The 23,229-nt window shown below is 58.7% G+C and carries 20 protein-coding genes; 3 read left to right on the forward strand and 17 right to left on the reverse strand.

What is annotated here, in order from left to right; genetic code table 11:
* Window positions 1-16: 16 nt before the first annotated feature.
* From DLM45_RS01645 to DLM45_RS01690, 10 genes are all read right to left on the reverse strand, one after another.
* Window positions 17-412 carry a FixH family protein gene (locus DLM45_RS01645; protein WP_181335263.1) on the reverse strand — a complete coding sequence of 132 codons (396 nt, stop codon included), beginning with the start codon at window positions 410-412 and terminating at the stop codon, window positions 17-19.
* Between the two features lie 512 nt (window positions 413-924).
* Window positions 925-1,542, reverse strand: coding sequence for a cation efflux transmembrane domain-containing protein (locus DLM45_RS01650; protein WP_181338145.1), 618 nt, complete (start codon window positions 1,540-1,542; stop codon window positions 925-927).
* 76 nt (window positions 1,543-1,618) lie between these two features.
* Window positions 1,619-2,203 carry a hypothetical protein gene (locus DLM45_RS01655; protein ID WP_210269772.1) on the reverse strand — a complete coding sequence of 195 codons (585 nt, stop codon included), beginning with the start codon at window positions 2,201-2,203 and terminating at the stop codon, window positions 1,619-1,621.
* A 42-nt stretch (window positions 2,204-2,245) separates the two neighbouring features.
* Entirely contained in the window at window positions 2,246-2,488 is a 243-nt protein-coding gene (locus DLM45_RS01660) for a hypothetical protein (RefSeq protein WP_181335265.1), read from the reverse strand.
* Between the two features lie 59 nt (window positions 2,489-2,547).
* On the reverse strand, window positions 2,548-3,648 hold the full coding sequence (locus DLM45_RS01665) for a tetratricopeptide repeat protein (RefSeq protein WP_210269773.1): 1,101 nt from the start codon (window positions 3,646-3,648) through the stop codon (window positions 2,548-2,550).
* A 44-nt stretch (window positions 3,649-3,692) separates the two neighbouring features.
* Window positions 3,693-4,163, reverse strand: a complete 471-nt coding sequence (locus tag DLM45_RS01670; protein ID WP_181335267.1) for a hypothetical protein — start codon at window positions 4,161-4,163, stop codon at window positions 3,693-3,695.
* Window positions 4,160-7,411, reverse strand: coding sequence for an efflux RND transporter permease subunit (locus DLM45_RS01675; RefSeq protein WP_181335268.1), 3,252 nt, complete (start codon window positions 7,409-7,411; stop codon window positions 4,160-4,162). Before DLM45_RS01675 ends, DLM45_RS01670 begins: the two co-directional genes overlap by 4 nt.
* Before the next feature lie 16 nt (window positions 7,412-7,427).
* The gene (locus DLM45_RS01680) at window positions 7,428-8,864 is read right to left on the reverse strand and encodes an efflux RND transporter periplasmic adaptor subunit (RefSeq protein ID WP_181335269.1); all 1,437 of its coding nucleotides are present in this window, start codon (window positions 8,862-8,864) and stop codon (window positions 7,428-7,430) included.
* Window positions 8,861-10,231: a TolC family protein gene (locus tag DLM45_RS01685; RefSeq protein WP_181335270.1), complete on the reverse strand. Its 1,371-nt coding sequence runs from the start codon at window positions 10,229-10,231 to the stop codon at window positions 8,861-8,863. The genes DLM45_RS01680 and DLM45_RS01685 overlap by 4 nt, the downstream gene beginning before the upstream one ends.
* Before the next feature lie 80 nt (window positions 10,232-10,311).
* Window positions 10,312-10,734: a hypothetical protein gene (locus DLM45_RS01690; RefSeq protein ID WP_181335271.1), complete on the reverse strand. Its 423-nt coding sequence runs from the start codon at window positions 10,732-10,734 to the stop codon at window positions 10,312-10,314.
* Window positions 10,735-10,853: 119 nt separating this feature from the next.
* Here DLM45_RS01690 and DLM45_RS01695 point away from each other — a divergent pair, with 119 nt between their 5' ends.
* From DLM45_RS01695 to modD, 3 genes are all read left to right on the forward strand, one after another.
* Window positions 10,854-11,753, forward strand: coding sequence for a cation diffusion facilitator family transporter (locus DLM45_RS01695; RefSeq protein WP_181335272.1), 900 nt, complete (start codon window positions 10,854-10,856; stop codon window positions 11,751-11,753).
* A 236-nt stretch (window positions 11,754-11,989) separates the two neighbouring features.
* The gene (locus tag DLM45_RS01700; protein WP_181335273.1) at window positions 11,990-12,607 is read left to right on the forward strand and encodes a recombinase family protein; all 618 of its coding nucleotides are present in this window, start codon (window positions 11,990-11,992) and stop codon (window positions 12,605-12,607) included.
* Window positions 12,608-13,347: 740 nt separating this feature from the next.
* Window positions 13,348-14,190: a ModD protein gene (gene modD, locus DLM45_RS01705; protein ID WP_246317112.1), complete on the forward strand. Its 843-nt coding sequence runs from the start codon at window positions 13,348-13,350 to the stop codon at window positions 14,188-14,190.
* A gap of 35 nt (window positions 14,191-14,225) precedes the next feature.
* Here the strand turns inward: modD and DLM45_RS01710 are convergent, their stop codons facing one another.
* The 7 genes from DLM45_RS01710 to DLM45_RS01740 form a co-directional block, all read right to left on the reverse strand.
* Complete coding sequence (locus DLM45_RS01710) at window positions 14,226-14,984, reverse strand: TonB family protein (RefSeq protein WP_181335274.1); 759 nt, start codon at window positions 14,982-14,984, stop codon at window positions 14,226-14,228.
* Complete coding sequence (locus DLM45_RS01715; RefSeq protein WP_181335275.1) at window positions 14,981-15,427, reverse strand: ExbD/TolR family protein; 447 nt, start codon at window positions 15,425-15,427, stop codon at window positions 14,981-14,983. The genes DLM45_RS01710 and DLM45_RS01715 overlap by 4 nt, the downstream gene beginning before the upstream one ends.
* An 11-nt stretch (window positions 15,428-15,438) precedes the next feature.
* The gene (gene exbB / locus DLM45_RS01720) at window positions 15,439-15,894 is read right to left on the reverse strand and encodes a TonB-system energizer ExbB (RefSeq protein WP_181338147.1); all 456 of its coding nucleotides are present in this window, start codon (window positions 15,892-15,894) and stop codon (window positions 15,439-15,441) included.
* 20 nt (window positions 15,895-15,914) lie between these two features.
* Window positions 15,915-17,645 carry a ShlB/FhaC/HecB family hemolysin secretion/activation protein gene (locus DLM45_RS01725; protein WP_246317113.1) on the reverse strand — a complete coding sequence of 577 codons (1,731 nt, stop codon included), beginning with the start codon at window positions 17,643-17,645 and terminating at the stop codon, window positions 15,915-15,917.
* Between the two features lie 99 nt (window positions 17,646-17,744).
* Window positions 17,745-18,365 (reverse strand): invasion associated locus B family protein, encoded by a 621-nt coding sequence (locus DLM45_RS01730; protein WP_181335277.1) that lies wholly within the window; start codon window positions 18,363-18,365, stop codon window positions 17,745-17,747.
* Between the two features lie 49 nt (window positions 18,366-18,414).
* A complete protein-coding gene (locus tag DLM45_RS01735; protein ID WP_181335278.1) occupies window positions 18,415-22,248 on the reverse strand; it encodes a two-partner secretion domain-containing protein in 3,834 nt (1,277 codons plus the stop codon).
* A 238-nt stretch (window positions 22,249-22,486) separates the two neighbouring features.
* Window positions 22,487-23,086 carry a cyclic nucleotide-binding domain-containing protein gene (locus tag DLM45_RS01740; RefSeq protein WP_181335279.1) on the reverse strand — a complete coding sequence of 200 codons (600 nt, stop codon included), beginning with the start codon at window positions 23,084-23,086 and terminating at the stop codon, window positions 22,487-22,489.
* Window positions 23,087-23,229: the final 143 nt, after the last annotated feature.

A 23,229-nucleotide genomic window follows, 5' to 3' on the forward strand; every position in this document is an offset into this window, starting at 1 on the left:
CCCCTGGATAACGGGCTCATGGCGTTGCCTTGAGGATCAGTTTGGTCTCGACCGTTCCCTCTTCACCCTGGACTTTCGCGCCGAGCGACAGCGCCCATTGCCCAGCCATCGTCAAGTCGGTCTTGAAGCGATAGACGCCAGGCTCGGTGGAGGGGACCGGCTCAAGCGGCGCGGTCATCGCCTCCATTTTATCGGGCCCCATATCGATGCGCTTAGCGAAGATCACGGCGTCCCGAATGGCCCGGCCCGAGGGCTTGTGCACAAGCTTGACCGAGACAACGGCCTCGCCCTGCTTCAGCTCCTTTTCAACGAGCTGGAACTCATAGTCCCTGATATCCGCCAATGCCGATGTGGCAATCGTGGTGAGTAGCGCGGTGCCCAAGGCAACCGCGCACAATGATGTGCGCTTCATGTCTACTTCTCCTGTTGTCGTGAACCGTCGCGACGGCCGTTATTGGCCGACACGTTCAGCGGCCACGGCAGATGCCGCAGCCGTCATGACGCCCAAAGGGCGCGGGTCAGACGCTGGGAGGGCGGAGAAGAGGTGGCACGAGGGAGCTGGCGGCAACGGCCGACGGCTCGGGCGCAAGCTTCGCGGCCACCAGGAGCCCAAGTGGCATCCCCCCCGTAAGCGGCGGCACAAGTTGCTGGAAGCATTTCACCAAGCATGTGCCCATGTCCGGACATACCTTTTGCGGGCAGTCCGGACAGGGCGACGGCTTCGCCGGCTTGTGGCAGGGCATTTCATCGGCGCTTAATTGATCAGCGTGCGTCGCCCCCGCCATCGCAACTGCAAACGTGCTGGTCAACGGCATAGCGACAAGCGCCCCGAGCATGGCAAGCATGCCGAGGACAACAAACCAACGATGGCAACTGCGCTTTCTCACGGGAGAATCCTGACACAGGCTGGCCGGATTTTCAACATTACCGCGACGAGCCCTCAGATGCCGTTAAATTTCGGTCATCTGCAGCCGCCGGTTGCCGTTCAGACCAGGCTTGCCGGAGGATCTGCAAAGACGAACTCAAAAAGAGCCCGGCCATCAGACCTGCGACCACCAGATCAGGCCATGCGCTTTGTGTTACCCAGACGCCCGCAGCAGCGAGCATGACCGCAACATTGCCGACAGCATCATTACGTGAGCAGAGCCAGACCGAGCGCACGTTGGCATCGCCGTCCTTGTAGCGCAGCAGTAACAGTACGCTCGCGCCGTTGGCGGCAAGCGCGAGAAATCCGATGCCTCCCATGATCTCAGCACGTGGCGTTCCAAGGACGAGAACCTGATACAGCGTGGTTCCAAAAACAAGCAGCCCCATGCCGAGCAGGCTGACGCCCTTCGCCAGTGCTGCGGAAGAACGCAGCGCCTGCGATCGACCGATGACGGCGAGACTGAGGCCGTAAGTCAGCGTATCGCCAAGGAAGTCCAGGGCATCGGCCTGCAACGCCTGCGAGCTGGCGAGTTGCCCTGCCGTCATTTCGACCGCGAACATCACGGCATTGATGGCGATCACGACCCACAGCACCCGCATGTATCGCCGATCCATACCGTCGAACTTCGGCGTACTGTGGCAGCCGCACGCGTGCTCGTTACAGTCTGTCTCCACGATATTGGTCACTTGCTCATCTCACAGCATAACCGCACTGCGCGGTGTGACGGTTGGAGCCCATCATGACCTGGTTTCCGTGATGGTGGTGCGGCTTGCGCGAACTGAAGTCATACCGCTTCATGCACGGGCCTTTGGCGCAATGGCCAAAGCCTTTCATGCGAGACTCTCCATCACGCCAAGGCACAACATGTGCCGTTGCTGATGTGGCGCTGAAACCAAGCAGCGCGGCGACGCAAGCAACTAGGTAAAGCCGAGTCATGATTTTTCTCCGGCGAGGACGGCGGCTCACGCCGCCGCCCGTTCGCTTAATGATGACCGTGGTGATGATGGTGATGACCGCCGCCCCAGCCGTAAATCCGCGGCACGAATCCGTAATAGCCATAACTGCGATGGCGGTGCCTCCACGAGCGGCGATGATGGTGGCCCCATCGGCGGTGACCGTGATGCCGCCAATGACCGTGATGCCGATGGCGAACCTGTTGAACATCGGACGCGCTAGTCTGGGACAGAGCGATCCGACCGTTGCCGGCCGGAACCAGAGCCGTTGCGGCAGAGGTCCCGCCGAATACTGCAAGCGCAGCGGCGAGGATGACTGCAAAACTTTGCTTCCTCATGGCACTTCCTCCTTTGGCGCTGGCTGTCACTTCTTGTGGTCGTGATCGGCGTCCTTGTGGTCTTCACCTTCGTGCGACGATGCCTCAAACGTGGCGCCGTCAATCTTCGCGCATTCTTCTTTAGTCAGTTCCTTCCAGCCCTGCTTTTCGCACGCGGCATCGCCCTGACAGACGGACGGGCCCGAGCAGTGACCGTGCTCCTCGCCCGCAAAGGCCGCTGCTGTAAAAAGCGACGCCGTCGCAATCGCGATGATGATTGGCTTGATCATAGAGATACTCCTGTTTCGCGTTTGATTGCCGTAACGGTTGTCAGTCGCGTAACCTCCTTTCAGGGATTGCCCAAATAAATGCGGAAGGTCAGCGCGCCGTGTTTTGGCGTAAAAGCCAGCGCAGTGAACAAGCTGCCAGTACCGTTCGACAGTTGATAGCGCGTCACCTGCTGACCCGGCCATGTGGGCGTGTCGTGTGGTGCCACGCCAAAACGCGCCTCAAACCCGGCCTTTACATCGTCGAAGAGATGCAGGCTGACGGACTGGGTGGTGAGCGAGCAGACGTATACTGGTGGCTTGTGGCTGCTTGCCGAATGGACCAACGCATAGGCACCGAACCTGTCGTGGAACGTCCACCCCCCGTCGATGTGGGCAGCGCCGCTTCTGCGCGTCAAGTCTTCGTTCGGAGCAGGTTTCCATTTGCCAACGAGGGCAAGGGTCTTCAGGCCTTCCAGGCTATCGCCGTGCGCGATACAGGTCTTTGCGACCAGCCGCAGAAGGTGCTCGACTTGCCGCGCATGGGCAATCTCCGTTGCAATTTTGGAGGTGTCGACCGTTGCCAGACCGCCGTCCCTGGCGCCACCGAGCAGGTCCACCAACCGCTGTCGCGCCGCAGCCGCTTCCTGGTCCTCGGCGTCGCGGCCGATGGCTGTTTCGTAGTCGCTAAGCGCCTGCTCAAGTTCCCGGCGGCGCACATGCACGATCGCGCGGTTGAAGTAGCTGTCGCTGACTTCGGGCTGCAGTCGAACCGCTTCGTCCAGGTCCTTAAGGGCTTCATCAAGCCGCCCGAGGTTGGACAACGCGTTCCCACGATTCATGTTGGCGTAGGGTAGTCCAGGGCTGATCTTCAGGGCCTCGGTAAAATCTCGGACGGCCGCGATGTAGTCGCCTTTCGCATAATGGACATTGCCACGGTTGTAATAGGCCAAGGCACTAGCCGGATTAAGTGCAATCGCGGCGTTGAAGCCTGCCAAGGCATCGTCCAGTTCGCCCTGCATGTAGTCGGCTGCGGCACGGTCATGGATAGTGGCGAAGTCGGCGGCCTCAGCAGACTCTCCGCGTTCAGCCGGAGCCCCTCGCGCCAAAGACGCGCCTGTCGCGCAAATGAGGACTGCGAAAAGGACGGCCAAATAGCACTTCGGCGTCAGGGCAAGAGGCATGAAACGCGCACTCCATCGTCAACAGGCCTGCGGGGCCGCTGGTGTCATTTCAGGGTGCCGGGCGGGTAAAGACCTTCGACGAGCGGCAAAAGTCCCTTGATCTTCGTTAGCGCGGTCGAGGCAGCATCAGCCTCGTTGTGCTCAGCGCCGTGGTGTAGCTCGTCAACAGCCTTATCGAGCTGCTTGAGAGCAGAGGTCAGCTTGGTCTTCGAGCCGTCGGCAACCATGTCCGACTTCTCCTGCAGCGTGTGCACCGCCGCTTCCATGTGCTCACCCGCTTCATGAGCCCCGGCCAGTTTATTGCCGCCAATGGCCGTCTCGGCTTCGCTCAACTTCGCCGTGATCAGCGTCCAGGCCTCTTTGACGTTGGCTGGTGGCGTGACCTTGAAGTGGGCCTCGTCCTTCCCGTGCGCGTGTTCCTTGCCGTGGTCATGGCCCTCTTCGGCCATCACAGGCGACGACACGGCAAAGACGACAGCGGCTGCGGCAGCCAGGATTGTTCGGATGGTGCTCATGCGACATGCTCCTTTGCAATTTGGGTTTCTGGTTCGGCTTCGGCGGTGAACTCTTCGTTGAGGCAGAAGCGCTTGTAGAGCGCCGGCAGCACAATCAGTGTCAGCAGCGTGGCGGTGATCAGACCGCCAATGACGACCGTGGCCAGCGGCTTTTGAACTTCGGCGCCCGTTCCTGTCGCGATCGCCATCGGAACGAAGCCGAGCGAAGCGACCAGCGCGGTCATCAGAACAGGTCGGAGGCGGGTCATCGCACCTTCGATGATGGCCAGTTCGCCTTGGATGCCCTTGAGCCTCAGCTGGTTGATGTAGGTCACCATTACGAGACCGTTCAGTACGGCCACGCCGGACAGCGCGATGAAGCCGACCGCGGCGGAAATCGAGAAGGGCATGTCACGGAGATAGAGCGTGAGGATGCCGCCTGAAATCGCGAGCGGCACGCCGGAGAACACCAGTAGTGCCTCGCGCACTTTGCCGAATGCGGTGAATAGCATCAGGAAGATGATGAAGAAGCACGCCGGTACGACGATCATCAACCGGCTGCGGGCCGCTTGCAGGTTTTCAAACTGCCCGCCCCAGGCCAGCCAGTTGCCTGGAGGCACCTGAACCTCGGTATCAATGCGACGCTGCGCCTCTTCGACAAAAGAGCCGATGTCACGCCCGCGCACGTTCGCCTGAACGACCACGCGGCGCTTGCCGTTTTCGCGGCTGATCTGGTTCGGGCCTTCCTCGACCACAAACCGCGCCAGAGTCTTGAGCGGGATGAATGATGTCTTTGCGCCGTCGCCGTCGGTATCCGGTACGGGAACCGGCAGATTTTCCAGGGTTTCGAGATTGTCGCGCAAGTGGTCGGGCAGGCGCACCAGAATGGCGAAGCGGCGGTCGCCCTGGAACACAAGCCCCGCTTCGCGCCCGCCGACCGCAATCGAGATGACGTCCAGAACATCCCCGATGTTAAGGCCGTAACGAGAGATGGCCTGCTTATCGAGCTTGACGTCCAACATGGGCAAGCCCGTGGTCTGTTCCACCTTTACGTCGGCTGCGCCCGGCACCTGCCGCAGCACGGAGGCCACCTTGGTCGCCGTGGTCCCAAGCTCGTCAAAGTCGTCACCGAACACCTTGACGGCCACATCGCTGCGCACACCCGCGATCAGCTCATTGAAGCGCATTTGGATCGGCTGGGTGTACTCGTAGTTGTTGCCCGGCAGCAGGCCGACAGCCGCCGCAATCTTTTCGACCAGCTCAGCCTTGGTCATGCTCGGATCTGGCCAATCCGACTGAGGTTTGAGGATGATGAAGGTATCCGAGACGTGAGGCGGCATCGGGTCCGATGCCATTTCCGCCGTACCGGTCTTGGAGAATACGAACGCTACTTCGGGGAATGCACGAACCGTCGCCTCCACCTTTAATTGCATGTCCTGCGACTGGGAGAGGGACGTTGAGGGAATGCGCATGGCATGCATGGCGAGGTTCTTCTCATCCAATGTCGGGATGAATTCCTGGCCAAGGCGCGTGAACAAGAACAGCGAGAACACGAAAAAGGCGACCGACATCCAGATGACGCTGGTGGTGTCTGCCAGCGCGTTGCGCAACGCCGGTTCGTAAACCCGCTTGGAATAGCGGATGATCGCGCTTTCCTTTTCTTCAACGCGACCGGTTACGAACAGTCCGATCATGGCCGGGACGAAGGTCAGTGACATGACGAATGCTGCTAGCAGCGCGATGATGACGGTCAGCCCCATCGGTTCGAACATTTTGCCTTCTACCCCTGTGAAGGTGAGGAGCGGCAGATAGACGGTGATGATGATGATTTGCCCGAACACCGACGGCTGGATCATCTCCTTGCTGGCGACCATCACCTCATGCAGCCGCTCGGAGACGTTGAGCAGCCGGCCTTCGTGGTGCTGACGTTCGGCTAGTCTGCGCAGTGCGTTTTCGGTGATGATCACCGCGCCGTCGACGATGAGCCCGAAGTCGAGTGCGCCAAGGCTCATGAGGTTGGCGGAAATCCCGGCTTCCACCATCCCGACCGTGGTGAAAAGCATCGTGATGGGAATGACCAGCGCCGTGATGAGTGCGGCGCGCAGGTTGCCGAGCATCAAAAACAGCACGACGATAACCAGCAGCGCGCCTTCCGCGAGGTTTTTGGCCACCGTCTTGACGGTGGCATCAACCAGAACCGTGCGGTCAAGCACCGTCTTGATGGCGATATCCGGCGGCAGTGACTTGGAGATCGTTTTGATCTTCTCGTCAACAGCGGCGGAAACGATGCGGCTGTTGCCGCCCTTCAGCATCATCGTGGTGCCGACCACCACCTCATATCCGTTCTCGCTGGCCGAACCGGTACGAAGTTCGCGGCCGATTCCAACTTCTGCGACGTCTTTCAAGTAAACCGGCACACCGTTGCGATTGGCGATGATAACATTGCCGATGTCGGTCGCTGTTTCGAGGCGCCCGTCGGCCCGGACGATGTAGGATTCACCCTTTTGCTCGATGTATCCGGCACCGACGCTGGTGTTGTTGCGCTCCAACGCGGTGATGACGTCGCTAAACGTCAGCCCTAGCGACAACAGCTTCTGCGGATCAGGCTGTACCTGGTATTGTTGCTCGTAGCCGCCGATGGCATCCACCTCGGCAACGCCGGTCACGCCTTTAAGCTGGGGCCGGATGATCCAGTCCTGCACCGTGCGCAGGTACATGGAAAATTCGAAGTCCTTACGCAGAACCAGGCCTTCCGGCGTCAAGTAACTGCCATCGCTCTGCCAGCCTGGTTTGCCGTCTTTGACCTCAGCACCCTTGCCGCGCGGATGTTCGAAATGGACGGTCCACATGTAGATTTCGCCGAGGCCCGTTGAAACGGCACCCATGCGTGGTTCAGCCCCCGCCGGCAGATTGGCTTTGGCCTGGTTCATCCGCTCCGAAACCTGGGAGCGCGCAAAGTAGATGTCGACGTTGTCCTCAAAGACCGCCGTGACCTGCGAAAACCCGTTGCGCGATAGCGAGCGCGTGTAGGAGAGCCCCGGTATCCCCGCGAGTGCCGTTTCGATCGGGAAGGTGACGTTCTTTTCGATTTCAAAGGGCGACAGCGCCGCCGCTTCCGTGTTGATCTGAATCTGGTTGTTGGTGATGTCCGGCACCGCGTCGATCGGCAGCCGTTGCAGTGAATAGAGACCGAATGCTGATGCGGCAGCGACCAGCAAGACCACCAGCACGCGGTGCGTGAGGGAGAAACTGAGGATGCGTTCAATCATGGCTGATTCCCTCCCCTCAATGCTCATGCTCGGCTTCGGCTTTGCCGAGCTCGGCCTTGAGCGTGAAGGTGTTGGAGGTGGCTACGGTCTCGCCGAATTCGAGCCCTGACACGATCTCGACGTTTCGCGAATCCTCGCGGCCCGTTGTCACCGGCCGCGCACGGAAACCGCCGCTTTCGCTGACGAACACCACCTTGGAACCCTTTACCGTCTGAATGGCGCCAGCGGGCACCAGAATGTCGACCTCCTGCTCTGACGCGATGAGGCGCGCATCCACATAGTCGCCGGGCTTCCATGTGCCGGCTGCATTGTCCACCTCGGCAATTGCTTTGGCGGAGCGCGTCTCCTGATCAATCACCGGGCTGAGCGCAATGATCGTTCCGCTTGCCTGCCTAGTACCCGACTGCACGCGTATCGTTTGACCTTGTTTGGCAAACGGCAGGTCATTGGGCGCGACAGCCAGCTCAATCCAGACCTTTGCCGGATCGGCGATCGTGAACACCTCTTTGTCGGTTCCAACAGTCTGACCGAGCACCAGGTCACGCGCGGTGACCTGACCGGCGATGGGCGCCCGCAGATCGTAGATGCGAAAACTGCTCTCATCGCCGACCTTTGGCAGCCGTTTTATTTCGTCGTCAGAGAGTCCGATCGCGTGCAGGCGTTGATGGGCAACATCGAGCCTGATTTTGGCTTCCGCATGGGCGTTGCGGGCGGCGAGGTACTCCTGCTCCGCAGTCACCTTCTGCTTCCACAGGCGCTCTTCCCGCTCATAAGTTGAGCGCGCCAGTTCCTCGGTACGCGACGCCGCCAGAAAATCAGCCTTTGCATCGGCCATTTCGCGGCTGTCGATCGTGGCAAGTAGATCGCCAACAGCAACGGTTTCGCCAAGTTGCCGATCAACGCTCGCCACGGTACCGGTCAGTTTGGGTACAACCCGGGCCTGGGCGTTGGCATTCATCGTTATCCGGCCCGGTGCAGCAACCTCCTTACTGAGCTTGCCGGAAGCCGCCGGCTGCATCTCGATCGTTGCAGCCTTGATCTGCTCGGCACTGAGTTTGATCAGCCCTTCCGAAGATTCGCCTTCTTCCTTGCCGTGGGCATGGCCATCCGCGTCCTTTTCCCCGGCAGCCTCCTTACCGTGGGCATGACCGTCCGTGCCCTTCTCGCTTGCAGTCATTTTACCATGGTCGGCGTCCGCTTTCGCAACCGGCGCCATCTCTGCGCTGGAAGGCCAGACCGATTCCCAAACGGCCCGGAAAACTCCGTCCTCACAGACCTTCGTGCCAAAGCCTTCGGCTGCATGACCAGCGTCTTGCTCCTCGCCATGACCGTGGCCATGGCCATGCGCATCCACTTTCGCGGGTCCGCACATGGAGCTGGTCTCGCGATACGCCACGAACAAGCCCAAAAGTGCTGCTGCAAAGGCCAGGGTCAGTTTCGGGGTGAACTTCATTTAGCAATGCTTTCCTGGAATTCCTTGATGTCGCGCCCGATCAGGGCCTCGACCTTGACCCGTGCCTTCTCGTAGTCGGCGCGGGCGTTTAACAGATCGAGCCGCACCTCGAACACCGAGCGCTGAACATCGAGAACATTCAGAAGATCGAACTTGCCTTCGTCGTAACCGATCTTGGTCCGATCAAAGGCCGTCTGCGCGACGGGCAGCACGTCGCGCTTCAATCCATTGAGCTGCGTTGCCGCAACTTCAAGCTCGCCAACAGCCTCAATCAAGGCTCTCAGCAGTTCATCGCGGACAGCCAGCGCATCGGTCTCGGCTTTCGCAAGCCGGCTTTCGGCGGCGGCAATGTTGCCGTCATTGCGATCAAAAATCGGTAGCGGGATCGCGACGGACGCAACGATCGCCGTCGAGTCGTTCTCATTAAACTGACGGACCCCGGCGCCAACCCGAAGGTCGGGGATGGATTTGGCATGCTCCAGATCCACTTGGGCAGCACGGCGGCCAACCTCATCACTCCAGCGCGCCAGCGTTGGATTGCTATTGAGGAAGGTTTTCAATGCTTCCACGGACGGCACGCTGGTATCGTTGCCAAGCCGGCCAGCTGCAGCGCCGAAATCGGGCGCATGCGCGCCCCACAGCGTCGAAAGTTTGCGTTTGGCCGCATCCAGCCGGGCTTTCTCCGCACCTTGAAGGGCCTTGGCTCGCGCCGCCGCTACCAAAGTACGATCCAGCTCGATCGGGCTGGCCTTGCCGGCCTTGACGCGGGCATCGACGCTTTTGCGTGTCTTCTCCGCTATCGAGACAAACTCACCCAAAACCTTTACCCGCTCTTGCGCGGTGAGCACGTCCACGAAGGACTGGGCGGCCAAGGTCGCCATCTGCACGCGGATGCCCTCGTAGTCCCACGTGGCAAGTGACGTTTCGAGCTGAGCGGCCTGCAAACGCGCATAGCGCTTGCCACCGAGTTCAATGAGCTGGGTCAGGCTCGCGGTTTCTTCGGCGACATCGAAGTCGCGCTTATCCTTAGAGCCGCCGAAGTTCTCGACCTCCAGCAACAACTCCGGATTGGGCCGGCGTGAGGCTTGAAAGGCTTCGCCATCACGCGCCTGGATTTCGTGGTAGGCCGCGCGAACCGTAGGATTGTAAGCCAACGTCCGGCTGACTGCGTCGCGAAGCGTCAGCCGGTTTTCATAGCTTAGGGTCGACGTGGCGCTAACAGACGGAAACAGCGTCGGTCCGGCTTCCCCGGACACTGCCGTTTCCGTGCTCCAGCCGGAAAGTTCTTCGCCCGTGGCGCTATAGCCCGAGCAAGCGGTGGCCAGTGCCACAGCCAGCAAGAGATTAAATGTCGTACATTTCGCCATAGGGCCCCCAGGCATCGAATCATGTTTTGCGCCGTCAGCGAGTGTGCCGACGTGCGCAGCCAAAGATCAGACGGGAGGCGCTAAATGAGGAGGATAACCGTGCTCAGGGCGTCAAGACGCGGGTCGCTGGACACATGCGGCACAGCATAGCGGCTCGAAGCAACACGAATTTGCTCCGGTTGGAACGCGAGAGGTATAGGTGCGATTTGCAACGGCGAATTACCGCCGTCATCGGTCGACTGCTTCTTGATCGAGGAGAAGGTGACTGTTGTTGTTGCCTGAAGAGCAATATCGACGCAATCCGGACCGTTCTTGAGACTGTCGGTTTGCGAGGCCTTTTCATGCGCAAGGTCAGCAACTTGGTCGTTCTGGTGGTGCATGGAGCTGTGGACGAACTCCACCATCCGGTGGCCGTCGTTGCCGATGCACAGGCGCATCGACCCGGCAACCAGGGTGGCCGGGATAAATAGCGCAAGCAGCAGAGCGGTTAAGACGCGTCGCATGATGTGGTTATATTCTCCTCACTAAGAAGCACTATCACGATTTTCTGCTGCATGGAAATCCGGCAGAGCGAGTGTTGCCTGTTTGCACATCAGTTATATTTCTGTAACGAGGAGATCATATGGGCGCCGGTCACGATCACGGGCATACGTCATCCAGCGCGTCTGCGCTGACCAAAGCCCTGGCGCTGACCGGGACGTTCCTGGTCGTTGAGGTGGTGGCCGGTATCTTGACCGGCAGCCTGGCGCTCATTTCCGATGCCGCTCACATGCTGACCGACACGGCCGGGCTCGCAATTGCGCTCGCCGCCATTAAGGTCGGCGAACGGCCTGCCGACAGCCGGCGGACCTTCGGCTACCGCCGCTTCGAGATTCTGGCCGCAGCCTTCAACGCGATGCTGCTGTTCGGTGTGGCTGCGTACATTCTGTATGAAGCCTACCAGCGGGTTCTCGCCCCAACAGAAGTCCAGTCTATACCAATGCTCGTGGTGGCGTTCCTCGGACTTCTCGTGAACCTTGCCGCCATGCGGCTGCTGGCAGGCAACGCGCAATCGAGCTTAAACGTCAAAGGTGCCTATCTGGAAGTCTGGAGCGACATGCTCGGCTCGATTGGTGTCATGGCCGCTGCAACGATCATCTGGTTCACCGATTGGCGTTGGGTTGATCCGGTTGTCGCTGTGGCAATTGGATTGTGGGTGCTGCCGCGAACTTGGCAGCTCTTTAGCGAGACCATGAACGTTCTGTTGGAAGGCGTCCCGGATGGACTTGACCTCGAAGCGATTGCCTCGGGCATTAAAGCGACGCCTCACGTTGCCGACCTCCACGATCTGCACGTCTGGGCGCTGACGAGCGATCTGCCTTCACTATCAGTGCACGTCATCGTTACGGATGGCGCTAGCGCCGATGACGTGCGCCAACAGGTAGCAGCAACGCTTTCCCGCCAATTCAAGATCACTCACGTGACGATTCAAATGGAATCCACAGACTGCCGTGACGGCGTAGATCACCACGGCCTGCATTAGGCGTCGCACAAACGGTCATTCATGCAACGTGTGGAACCGTGGAACCTTTTGCGCGGAAATCCGCAGCCGATCCATCCGGCTGACGTTGCGGAATGACGTTGCAGTATCATGATGCAGGAACGGTCAAGTGTGCAGACCCGCAACTACCCCTATCGCGAGTTAGACAGCATCCGATTGTATTCATCGCCCTGAGGGCATCGTCATGGCATCCTCTTCGCACGATGAAAGTGTGAAGAGTGAAAATCGGATACGCCCGCGTCTCGACGACTGACCAGAACCTCGACCTTCAATTTGATGCTCTGGTCGATGCCGGCGTTAGCCGCGAGAACATCTATGAAGACAAGTCTTCCGGCAGAAACGACAACCGGCCCGGCCTTGATGCGTGCCTCAAGGCACTCCGTGAGGGAGATACCCTGCTCGTCTGGAAGCTCGACCGGCTCGGCCGGAACTTTCGCCACCTGATCAACACCGTTCGAGGGCTGCAAGACCGAGGCGTCGCTTTCATTGTCCTCACTGGACAAGGCGCCAACATCGACACAACGACACCAAACGGCAAGCTGACATTCGGCATCTTCGCTGCGCTTGCCGAGTTTGAACGAGACTTGATTTCAGAACGCACGAAGGCCGGGCTTAACTCGGCTCGTGCACGCGGCCGTCGCGGCGGTGCCAAACCCAAGATCGCGCCCTATGCTCTCGCGGGCGTCATGGCTAAAGCAGATCAGGCGGCGATTGCCCGAGACAAAGAGTTCTCTCTGGCAAAGGCAGCAGCTGAACTTGGCGTTCACCGTTCGACGTTGTGGCGCTCTCGTCGGCGCGCAGAGAATGCTGCGATGGACGATTCAAAACTTGCTTGAATGCCTTCTAGCGGCGCCCCGCCAGTTTGCCTTAAAACCTACTCGTCTTTACGCAAATATTCGCAGTACGTGTGTGCACGTTTCGTGCACGGCAGCCTCTAACCTTTTGATCTGATTGATCAGTCGCAGCCATCCATCATCGGCGCGACGGAGAATCTATGTGACTGAAACTGCAAGGCTTTCCTATTCTTTAGTGTTCTCGAACGAGACCGTGCACAATCTGATCGCATCTTGCGTGCGCACGTTGTGCGCGCCGGAACCTACCCGCAATAGTCTCACGCCAGCATTCGATAAGCTACCTTCCAGCCGTTGGCGAGCGCCGCTCCGTCGCAAGGGTTAGCATCCTCCGAACCTTCCGACTGGTCGAAGAGGGGCCGGAGCGTCGAGACCGAGATCGGTCGTAACCCGAGCGACGACAACACGTTCGCGATCGCCACGATGTGTCAGGAGGGGATTTGCACGATGCTCTGTGACGAAGCCGATCATCCTCGACCCTGCATGCGTCGCCACCTTCCAAATCCTGACGTATCGCGTGGCAGACGAGGACAGGTTTTCCGCTCCGTCGAAGCGCGCATGAGTCCTTCGGAAATTTCGCGGAGCGAACGTTAGCGTTGGATGATGTTGAAGTGGGATCGAATGTTGTCTTGAAGTCGATGTTGTTCGACATCCTGCTTTACATGAGGCAATTACAGAACTCGTTGAACGAGCAGAAATTCTTAGATTTACGGAGTACGAACTTGTTGTCCGGTACATCGCGCGCAGAACTTGAAAGCCTCCTTTACGACGACGTTCCGAATGGCGATCTGACGACTGAAGGCCTCGGCCTAGCGCGCATCGCCGGCAAAATGACATTTACGGCTCGCGATGAAATGGTGCTTGCTGAAGTCGAGAGTGCCGCGGCGCTGCTCGAAATGGCCGGCTGCCACGTCTCACTCGACGTCCAATCCGGCAATCGTATCGCCGCAGGGCAGACGATCCTGACCGCGCAAGGCAAGGGCGGCAGCCTTTTCGCGGCGAGTAAAGTGGCCCAAACGCTCATCGAAACCTGGAGCGGCGTTGCGACCGCAGCCCGCGCCATCGTCGATGCGGCCCAGGAAGCGTCTCCCCGCATCATCGTTGGTTGCACGCGTAAACACGTTCCCGGAACCAAATCATTTGCTGTACGCGCGGTCCGCGCAGGCGGTGCCACGATGCATCGGCTCGGACTTTCTGAAACCGTCCTGGTATTTGCGCAGCATCGCGCCTTTTTGCACGATGAACCATTGTCTGCGCTCGTAGAACGTCTGCGGCGAGCGGCGCCCGAACAGAAACTCATCATCGAAGTGACGTCGCTCGACGAAGCGCGTGCAGCACGCGAGGCCGGGTTTGATGTCATTCAAATCGATAAACTGAAGCCTGAAGCAGTCGCCCAGATTGTGTCTGCCATCGGTGCTGGAACACCGCGCCCGATGATTAGTGCGACTGGAGGCATTAACGTCGGCAACGCCGGAGCTTACGCTAAGACAGGCGTCGATATGCTTGTCACATCCGCTCCCTATTTCGGACGGCCGTGCGATGTCAAAGTCGATATTCGACCTGCGTGAGGAATTGTCATATCCGCGTCGCCTGCCAACGGCGGCTATTTCTTCTTCGCGCCGCTTGCGACCTTGCCGTAGACAACGGAGATGGCAATTGAAATGACGCGTGGCGGAGCTTCGAATGGAGCGCTGGCCTCAACCGTCTTCATGGCGGCTACATCGAGTTCGGGCTGGCCGGATCCTGTCTCGATGCGCAGCGTGCCCGGAGCGATCGCGCCGTCGGCCTGGAGGGTAAAGGCGACACTTGCGGTGCCTTTCAATCCGCCTTTCCGACCTGCATCGGGATAAAGCAAATTTTCCTGCACTTTTTTTGTGAGCCTTCGAAGATAGATGCGTAGGCGTTCTGTCTCTTCCGCTTGTTCGGCGGCGAGCGTCTGCGCTTTTTTCTGTTCGGCTTCTCCTTCGACGTTCGCGCTGCCGGTATTGCCCGTGCTTGCCGGTGCTGGAGGCGAAGGTTGCTGCTGCGGCGGGGATTCTTGCTGTTTCTGCTCAGCCTGCTGCCGAATTCCATCCTCGGAGGTCACCTCTTGCGGCTCCTCTGGTGTTGGTGTCGGCTGCTGTACTTGAGGCGTTGGCGGCGTCTCGGGCGCCGCAGCTTGTGGCTGTTGCGGCGCGTCTTCGCCCTTGGTCTGCTGTTGGATTTTTTCTTCGCTCTGGGTTGGAGCTTCGATGCCCATCAGCTCGACGACGAGAATGGGTGGTTCTTCCGGAGGCTCGGGTTGAGGCAGCATGAATGGCAGCACAAGCGCACTGTGCAGCGCAATCGAGACGATCATCGCATGCCAGAATGTGAGGTTCACGGCTCCGAACTCGCAGGCTTACTTCTATCGTCGGAAAGCTCTTGAACGGACGGCTTCCCTGCACTGCCGACGCTTTGTGTCTGGACGCCGACTTTGGTGAAACCACCACGCTTCAACGCGTCAGCGACATCGATGAATGCCTGGAACGGAATGCTCTTGTCGGCCCGGATAATAAAACTGGTGTCCTTGGGAAGATCCCCAAGGCGCTGCTCTAGCTCCTTGAGGCCAACAGGGCTGCCGTCGTAGTGGACGATTCCGCCGGGCGCGATCTCGATCGTCGTTTCCTTTTGCTTCTCAACTTGCGTTGGGGAAGCTTGCGGCAGCGCTATAGGAATGCGGCCAACTGCGACAAACGTCGCCGTCGTCAGCACCATAGTCAGGAGCACCAGCATAATATCGACGAACGGAATGACGTTCAGACTTTCGAATGGTTTGTCATCCATGGCCGCTCTCGTTATCTCTGCGCAACGGGTTCAACGCTGGCGACCTGCGCAATTTTCCAGCGCAGCATGAGAACCTTCGCCCGCCGCAACAGTCCGTTGTAGGCGACGACTGCGACCAGGGCGACAACGAGACCCATCGCTGTTGCTTTAAGAGCGAGCGCCAGGCCGACCATGATTTTTCCAGGATCGGCGCCCTCTGCAAAATCCATACTGTAGAATGTCAGCATGATGCCGAGCACTGTGCCGAGCAGACCAATGTAAGGCGCATTCGAAGCGACTGATGCGACAATCACGAGACGCTTGGTGAGATCGAGTTCGAGAGCTTCCGCGCTCGTGTAGGTGGCGAGTTTTAACCGCGCATAGAATGCCAGCCTCTCAAGTATAATGGCGACGACGAGCACGCTTGAGATTGCGAGCAATCCAATGACGCCGTAGTCGACGAGGCCACTCAGGCCTTCCAGATCCATTGTCACGCGAATGCGTCCCTTCAGAACGTAATGCCAGCCTGTAGGAGGCCAACGGTCGATCCGCGGCTATATGATTGCGTATCGCTTGACTCGTGGATGGTGTGCGCGAGATAGGCTTTCAGCATCAGCGCGCGACCGGGGCTGTGTTCGTAGGTTCCGTAGTACCCGATGCCGATGTCGGCAGTAGAGAGATAGTCAGGCTGCGTTGTCGTGTAGTCGCCATTTTCCAGCGCAACACCTCCGACATCGATGAACACGCTTGCGGCGTGGTGCCATGCGTAGATATCAGGCAAGGCATATTTCAACTCTGGCGTAATCACCCATCCCGAGTCGCCAGAGAGTCCCTCATTCAATGAACGTATGCCGTAGATGCCGCTGAGACCGAACTGTTCGCTCGAGTCGAGATTGCCCGACAATGATTTCTGCCCGCGAGCATCGACAACAAGCGAAAGCTTCTGCGCAAGTGCCAACGTCAACGTGATGCCGCCGGAAATCTTCTGGAAATCACCAGCAGTGTCGGCGCCAGCCTTATTGAAGGCGAGCTGGGCCGCATCGGGATATTCGACATTGCCGATCGTCAGACCGAGATTGGAGCTGGTGACAAGAGGAAGCCCGAACAGTTCACCGACACGCTCTCGGTTGATCGAAACCGTGCCTTCGTTGATCTTCCGATAGTTCGTAGACATATCGAGAACGAGATCGTTGAGGCGCTTGTAGTTATAAACCGCCGACACGACGATCGTGTCTTCGCGAGAGCGCAACAGCGGATAGAACAGGGCACCAGAAATGCCGTCGACGGTGCCGGCCGCGTCAAGACTTGCGAACTGGTCGCCGAGCGCATAGTCGGTGCGATAGACCGCGGCTTCTGCTCTTAATCCATCATAGCCAATGGGCACGGAATAGGCGACGCGCCCATTCATAAGGTCAGTGTTTTCGGAGATCATTCCGAACACCGACAATCGATCTCCGAGGCCGAGCAGCGAATTGGCGTTGATACCGGCCATAGTGCGCCAGCGTCCTGTGTATGGCGTGCCAAAGTTGTCCTCGAGCACAAAGCCATCGAAGCGGCGGCCCTCCGGAACTTCGAACTGAAAGTCGGACGTACCCTGCGCCCGACCTGCGCCCATCACTGAGCGCGGCATGCCCGCACCGGATAGGTCAGAGATGAGCAACATGGCGCGCTCAAGCCCGTTCTTTTCAATCAACGGGCCTTCCGTCACGCCCTGCTGAACGAGAATGCCGTCGATGACATGGTCGCGGATAAGCGAGGCGTTATTGACGGTGACTCGACCATAACGCCCCGGCACGAGTTTCAAATTGAGCGTGCCGCCGCGCGCGTCTTGCTCGGGAACATAAACCTTGGCCACCAGATAACCGGCTTCGCGATAGAGCGCTGTGATCTTGTCGGCGACCTCATAGATTTGCGCGAGCGACAACCTGCGGCCTTCGTACGGCTTCAATAGCGCACGAACACTCTGCGATGGCACGAGGTCATCTCCGCCACTAACGGCGATAGTTCGGATATGCAGCTTCTCTCCCTGGGGCATATTCAGTTGTGGCTCGACTAGCTGTGGCAGGTCCAGCACGCCCCCCCGTTGCGGTTGCGGCGCATACTTCTGCGCTTGCTCGCCCTCGCGCGCTGCGGTTCCGGCGTCGTAGTTCTGTGCTGCGACTTGAGGAACGAGCGCCGCACTTGCAAAGAACGCCGTAGCGACCTGACGAGCGCGATACGAATATGCAGAGCGCGACATGATCCGTGACATCGATTTATTTCCCCAACTGCGCACCACACGCCTCATCCAGACGGGCACGAAGGGCATGTCCTTCGTGATAATTGACCGAGAGGTGAGCTATTTCCCGAGCGACGTTGCTCGATCGAGCGCCTGCCCGAAGCCTTTTACCGAAACGCTGAACGCCAACGGCTGTTTCGCGTCATTCTGGGCACCAATCGAGAGCGGCGCATTTTCAGCTCGCAACAAGGCCAATGATTTCGCATCAAAGCTGAATGGTACGAGGCAGCCTTGCGGTAGACACGTCTTGAAGCGCAGGGAGCCGAGAGACGTATCTCCGACTTTGAACGTCACGCCCTTGTCGATCAAAATCCCGAAGGGCAATACCAACACGCCATCTGCTTTCTCGCCCTTGGGCTGTAGTTCGATCGCAAGGAGCCGTTGCCGAGTGTTGGCATCGGCTTGCTGTTGGCTGATCGAGCAGCGCTTACCACCATCAGACGAAACGCACTGCACCATCCAATCCTGAAAAGCTTCGTTGATCGCCTGCGCGCCACCGGGAAGCACTGACGGTGCGGCGGACGGGGCGGCTTGCTGTCCTCCGGACGGCGGTGCAGTTGTCTGCGCCAGAGCTGTCAGCGGCGCGACCACGAACGTGATACCGCCTGCCAGAATATTCAGAACTTTGCGGCGCAGCCTCCTTGGCGGGTGGCTGCTACGGATATTCAAACGCGCTTTCATCGTCCCCTACTCTCAACCAATATGCTGATGTGTTTGTCGGCCGTGCGTCTCATGGCGCGCCGGAGGGCGGCGCCGCAGTTTCGCCACCGTCAGGACTCTCGTCCTTCTTTTCGAGATCGAACCGCTGTCCATCGACGTCGATCGATTTGATCTGTGCGCCATAGTCGGCATCAGCAGCAGGCGCTGCTGCGCGCTTTGCCTTTTTGCGGCGTCGCTGATCATCGTCCGAAACCTTCGTCGTCGCCGAAGGCGCCTTTGAAAGATCGATTATCTCGTCGAGTTTCGGAGCGGATTTTGCTGTCGTCTGCGCGACACCAGCCTTGGCATCGGAAGGCGTAACCTGGTCCTCACGCGCCTTCTCAATTCCGACAGTTGCCGAGACGGCAGCTGCACCAATTGACGAGACGTACTGTTGAGGCGTCACACCAGTTGCTGGCGTGCGTGTCGGACGCGTCGGTGAGACCGGCGTTAAGCCACCACCGCCGTTTCCGGTGCCAGTTCCACCGCCCGTCGGAATCGGCGAGCCACCGTTCATGATGCTTTCTGTGCTCTTCGCCAGCGCTGCCGGATCGCCGGACTGCTGCTGCAACGTCGCAGCATCGCCCGAGTTCACACCGACCGCACCGCCGTGGAACTGAGCGGGCGTAAGATTGGTGCCATACTGAGCGTTGTAAGCATCGACGATAGGTGTGCCTTCTCCAGGTCCGTGGTTGGGCTCGTAGTTGCCGCCGCCGTTCGTCGAAATTCCACTCGTTTCGACGTTCCAGAAGTTGCCGACTGCCATGCCGTGCAGTCCGCTAACGACCATTCCGGAAAAGCCGCCGACATAGGTGTGATCTCCGAGCGCGGATCGTACGCGACCGGACGAAGATGAGAAAGCCACGCTGCCGTCATAGATCATACCAACGAAGCCACCGGCCGCGTCATCGCGAGCGTATACGGAATCGTCGAGATAAACGTCGCCGCTTGCTTTGGAGTTTGAAATGAGCGTGCCCATTTCAACGTAACCAGCAAAGCCGCCTACATATCCGCCCTTCGCTGTGACATTGCCGCTTGCAGACGATGCAATGATCGTCGTGCCATGCGAATAGCCGACGAAGCCGCCGACATGGGCTTTGGTTCGTCCAAGACTATCGAACGCAATACTGCCGAACGCGTGGCTGTTCCCGATGTATCCTGAGCCACTCTCACCGGTGAGACCACCGACGTAAGCAAAGCCCGCCGTCGTCAGATCTACGGTAGAATAGTTGTTTTTGGCGTACCCCGAGAACAAACCGTAAAGCCCGCCAGCGCTGCTCTGCGCGGAGTTGGACGCCGTGTAGCGCGCGTTGATCTTTCCGGTCGAGAATACATTCGTCATTTGACCTTCTGCGTATCCCGCAAGACCGCCGATGGAATAGCTGCCGTTCGCGACGCAATCTGCCGTGCAATCCACGTTGACGTTGACAACGCCAACATTGCTCACGCCTGCGAATTCTGGAACGACGCCAAAGGCAACCGTCGGATCCGACACCGACGGCGCGCCTTCATCGAATTGTGCGCGTCCGACATGTTCAAACAGGCCATTTCTCGACGAGGTGAGGTTCGACACTGTGTGTCCCATTCCGTTGAACACGCCGTCGAAGGAAACTGTGCCGCCACCGGTCACGCCGAGCGGCGTCCAGTTATCGATTTCTCCCAAGTCCAGATCCTTGCCCAACGCATAGCGCTTGCCGCTCGCGAAGTTGTCGGCGCTGTCGTTGATGGCCTGGAGATGGTTGACCGAATTGATGACCGTGTAAGCCGTCTCGTTTCCGGTGCTGCCCATCACGAGGCTACCGGAACTCTGAAAGTCGATCTTGCCTTTGAAAGCGTTCGTAGGCTTGCCGGCGGCATCAGTCGCATAAGCCATGTTAATGCCGTGCAGTGTATAATCTCTGACGGGTTGCGTAACACCGAGCAGATTGCCCGACAGATGCCTAACGAAGGTCGTGATGCCGTAGGACGCAAAGAGGCTTGCGCTGTCAGTCACCGTCATGACGTTGCTGACATTGATGTCGCTAGGCGAGACGAGGCTCAGGGTATTTTTCGACCAGGAGACGGCGTCTTTAACGTTCACGTTGCCCGTATTGGATCGGACGTTGACGTCGAGGCTACCGAGCAGTCTCGTCAGATCGGCCCCGCGGATGTTTGCTCCAGCAGCGATGTTGAAATCGCCGGGCGCTTTCATTTGCCAATAGCCATTGGCGAAGCCCGGTGCTCCGGACGCGGAGAGGGAGAGATGCGGAGCGAGCGTAACGTAGCCAGCGGTTTCGATGACGCCGCCATTGCCGACGTTTGATGAGACGTCGATCGTGCCGCCAATGTTCACCCACTGATTGGCTGTCGCGATCGAAAAATCAGTCAGGTGGCCATCAGCGTCGACCGTAAGTCCGATCCCGGATCCGCCAGCCAGAAGGACCTTACCTCCGGCGGCCTTGATGGCACCGTGGTTTGCGACACCATTTCCGATCAAGCCGACGTAGCCGCCGTCGCTGACGGTAATGTCGCCATGGGCCTCAACCCATCCCGAAGCCGCGTTCGCGCCGAAGACGTAGCTGCCGCTGAGGAAGCTCGTATTCGTCATATCCTGGGTGGATGCGATCAGCGATCCGACGTTTACTCGAGAAGAGCCTGTGAACAGCACGCCTGCCGAATTCACGAGGTAGACGTGCCCCGGTGCCGTCATGGCGCCAGAGATGACGCTCTCTTCGTTACCGATAACCCGATTCAGCGTTACGGCCTTCGAACTCGGCTGATTGAATGCGACCGTATAGCCGGTGCCGATATTGAAGCTGTCCCAGTTGATGATCGCTTTTTGCGAACTCTGGCCAACGGTCATCACCTTGCCGTTGGTCGCGACCGTCACGTTATCTCCCGAGATAACCTTCGGCCCTACAGGCAATGCCGCCTGATAAATGATGGCAAGTCCGGTCGCACCATTCATCGTGTAGTTGGAATTCCCGCTCGCGGTCAGTGCAGCAAGCGACATGTCATAAGTTCCGACACCGTTGCCGGTGATGAAACCTTGGCCATTCAATTGCACGCTGATCCCCGTGTTATTAACTTGCGCGGAAAGCACAGCGTCAGCAGCGCGCGCGGTCATGATGACCTGGCCGCCGTCTGCCTTGATGATCTGCTTATTCTCGACCAGCGCGTTGAACACCCCCTTATCGATCGTCACATCGACAAGCGAGTTGCCGCCGAAATTCAACGTCGTCTTACTGCCCGCAGACAAGGCCACGGTGCCAAGCGTCGCCGTGATGGCGCCTTGGTTTGAAACGGTCTTTCCAAGCAGCGAGACGTATCCGCCTTGGGTGGCGCTAATGGTGCCCTTATTGACCACGGACGCGGCAGATGAACCTGCGAATGTGTAGTTTCCAGCCAGGAAGTCGTCGTTCGAAATGTCGAGTGTGGAGGCGACAATGCCGCCTACGCTCACCTTGGCAGCATCAGAAAACAGAATGCCGTTTGAGTTGACGAGGAAGATCTGACCGTTCGCGTTAAGCGCGCCCTGAATGATCGAACTTTCGTTTCCAATCACACGATTGAGCGTCACCGATGAAGCATCGGGCTGGTGGAAGTTGACGGTCTCATGCGGTGCGACCGAGAATCCCTGCCAGTTGATAATCGCTTTGCCCGTCGTCTGGTTGATGTTCGTGACCGGACCAGTCTGCGAGATGCTCGCGGCGCCGGAAACAACATTGCCGCCGGCCGGTTCAGCGAACGCCAAATGGGGCGTCACCAGGCTTGCGATCGCCGTGCAAGCCACAAGCCGATGAAGTATTCCGGCTGAGAAATCTTTGGGACGCCAGAGGCTTGCTCCCACTTTCTCTCTGGCCGGCTCATCTGCTTCAGCGCGCATGATCAGCGCTTCCGCGCGACAGGACGAACGCATTAGTCCCCCAAACATAACGACGATCAGCTTAGTTGCTGCCGATCGATATAGCCAACAGGATATAGAATGGGTCCCGTAGCATGGGGTCAAAGGAGGGGGTGATGATCTCGATCATACGAGGTGGGAGAATTCAGCTTCTCATATGCAAAATCGCAACAGATGGATGTGCCGACCGCAGAAAATCTCATCCGCGCGCGGCATTTCGTTACTTGAGATCGATAAGCCGAATTGCATTATCGTCGCGCTCGATCTCTCCATCATCGGTCATCCGAGCGAGCGACCTGTAGAGAACTTCGTGCGTCAGACCTAATTCTGCTGCCAGATCCTTCAACGGCCCATTGATGACGACCGTTCTGTCGTCATCCGCGGCATTGAGGGCGAGAAAATGCCGAATGCGATCTCTTGCGGAATGCAGCATGAGCCGCTCGTTACGCTCTCGCACAGCTATCAAACTACGAGAGACCATCATCGTGTAGGCTTTGGCAAAATCTCCCCTGCGCTCAAACTCGGCGAGGACCTCCTTTTTCGGATAGAGCCGCACGGTCGATTGAACCAAAGCCGTGGCTTCGCAATGATAAGCGTCAGCGAACAGCGATGCTTCCGCAAGAAAATCGCCCGGTCGCGCCACATATAATGAGACGAGCTTTCCCGTGATCGTCGGGCGCTCCATGCGTACCCGCCCGCGTAGAACTTCGTAGAACCCCACAGATTGACCGCCCTGCGAAAACACGACGCCACCAGGCGCAAATGTTAGAATCGAGCTCGAAGATCGAAGCGACGACGGTACCCATTCCTGGAACGACACTGCGATGGATCCTCACTGCGTGTGACATTGACAAGTTCTTCGGGCCGCCGATTAAGCGCATCACGTCGATCGCGAGTTCATGCGGTCGTAACTTCTCACACCACCAAATCGTCCGCGTTTGCGTCGCAGATATGTGAATGAGG

This window comes from Hyphomicrobium methylovorum, from assembly GCF_013626205.1.
In the GTDB taxonomy this organism is placed as follows: Bacteria; Pseudomonadota; Alphaproteobacteria; order Rhizobiales; family Hyphomicrobiaceae; genus Hyphomicrobium_B; species Hyphomicrobium_B methylovorum.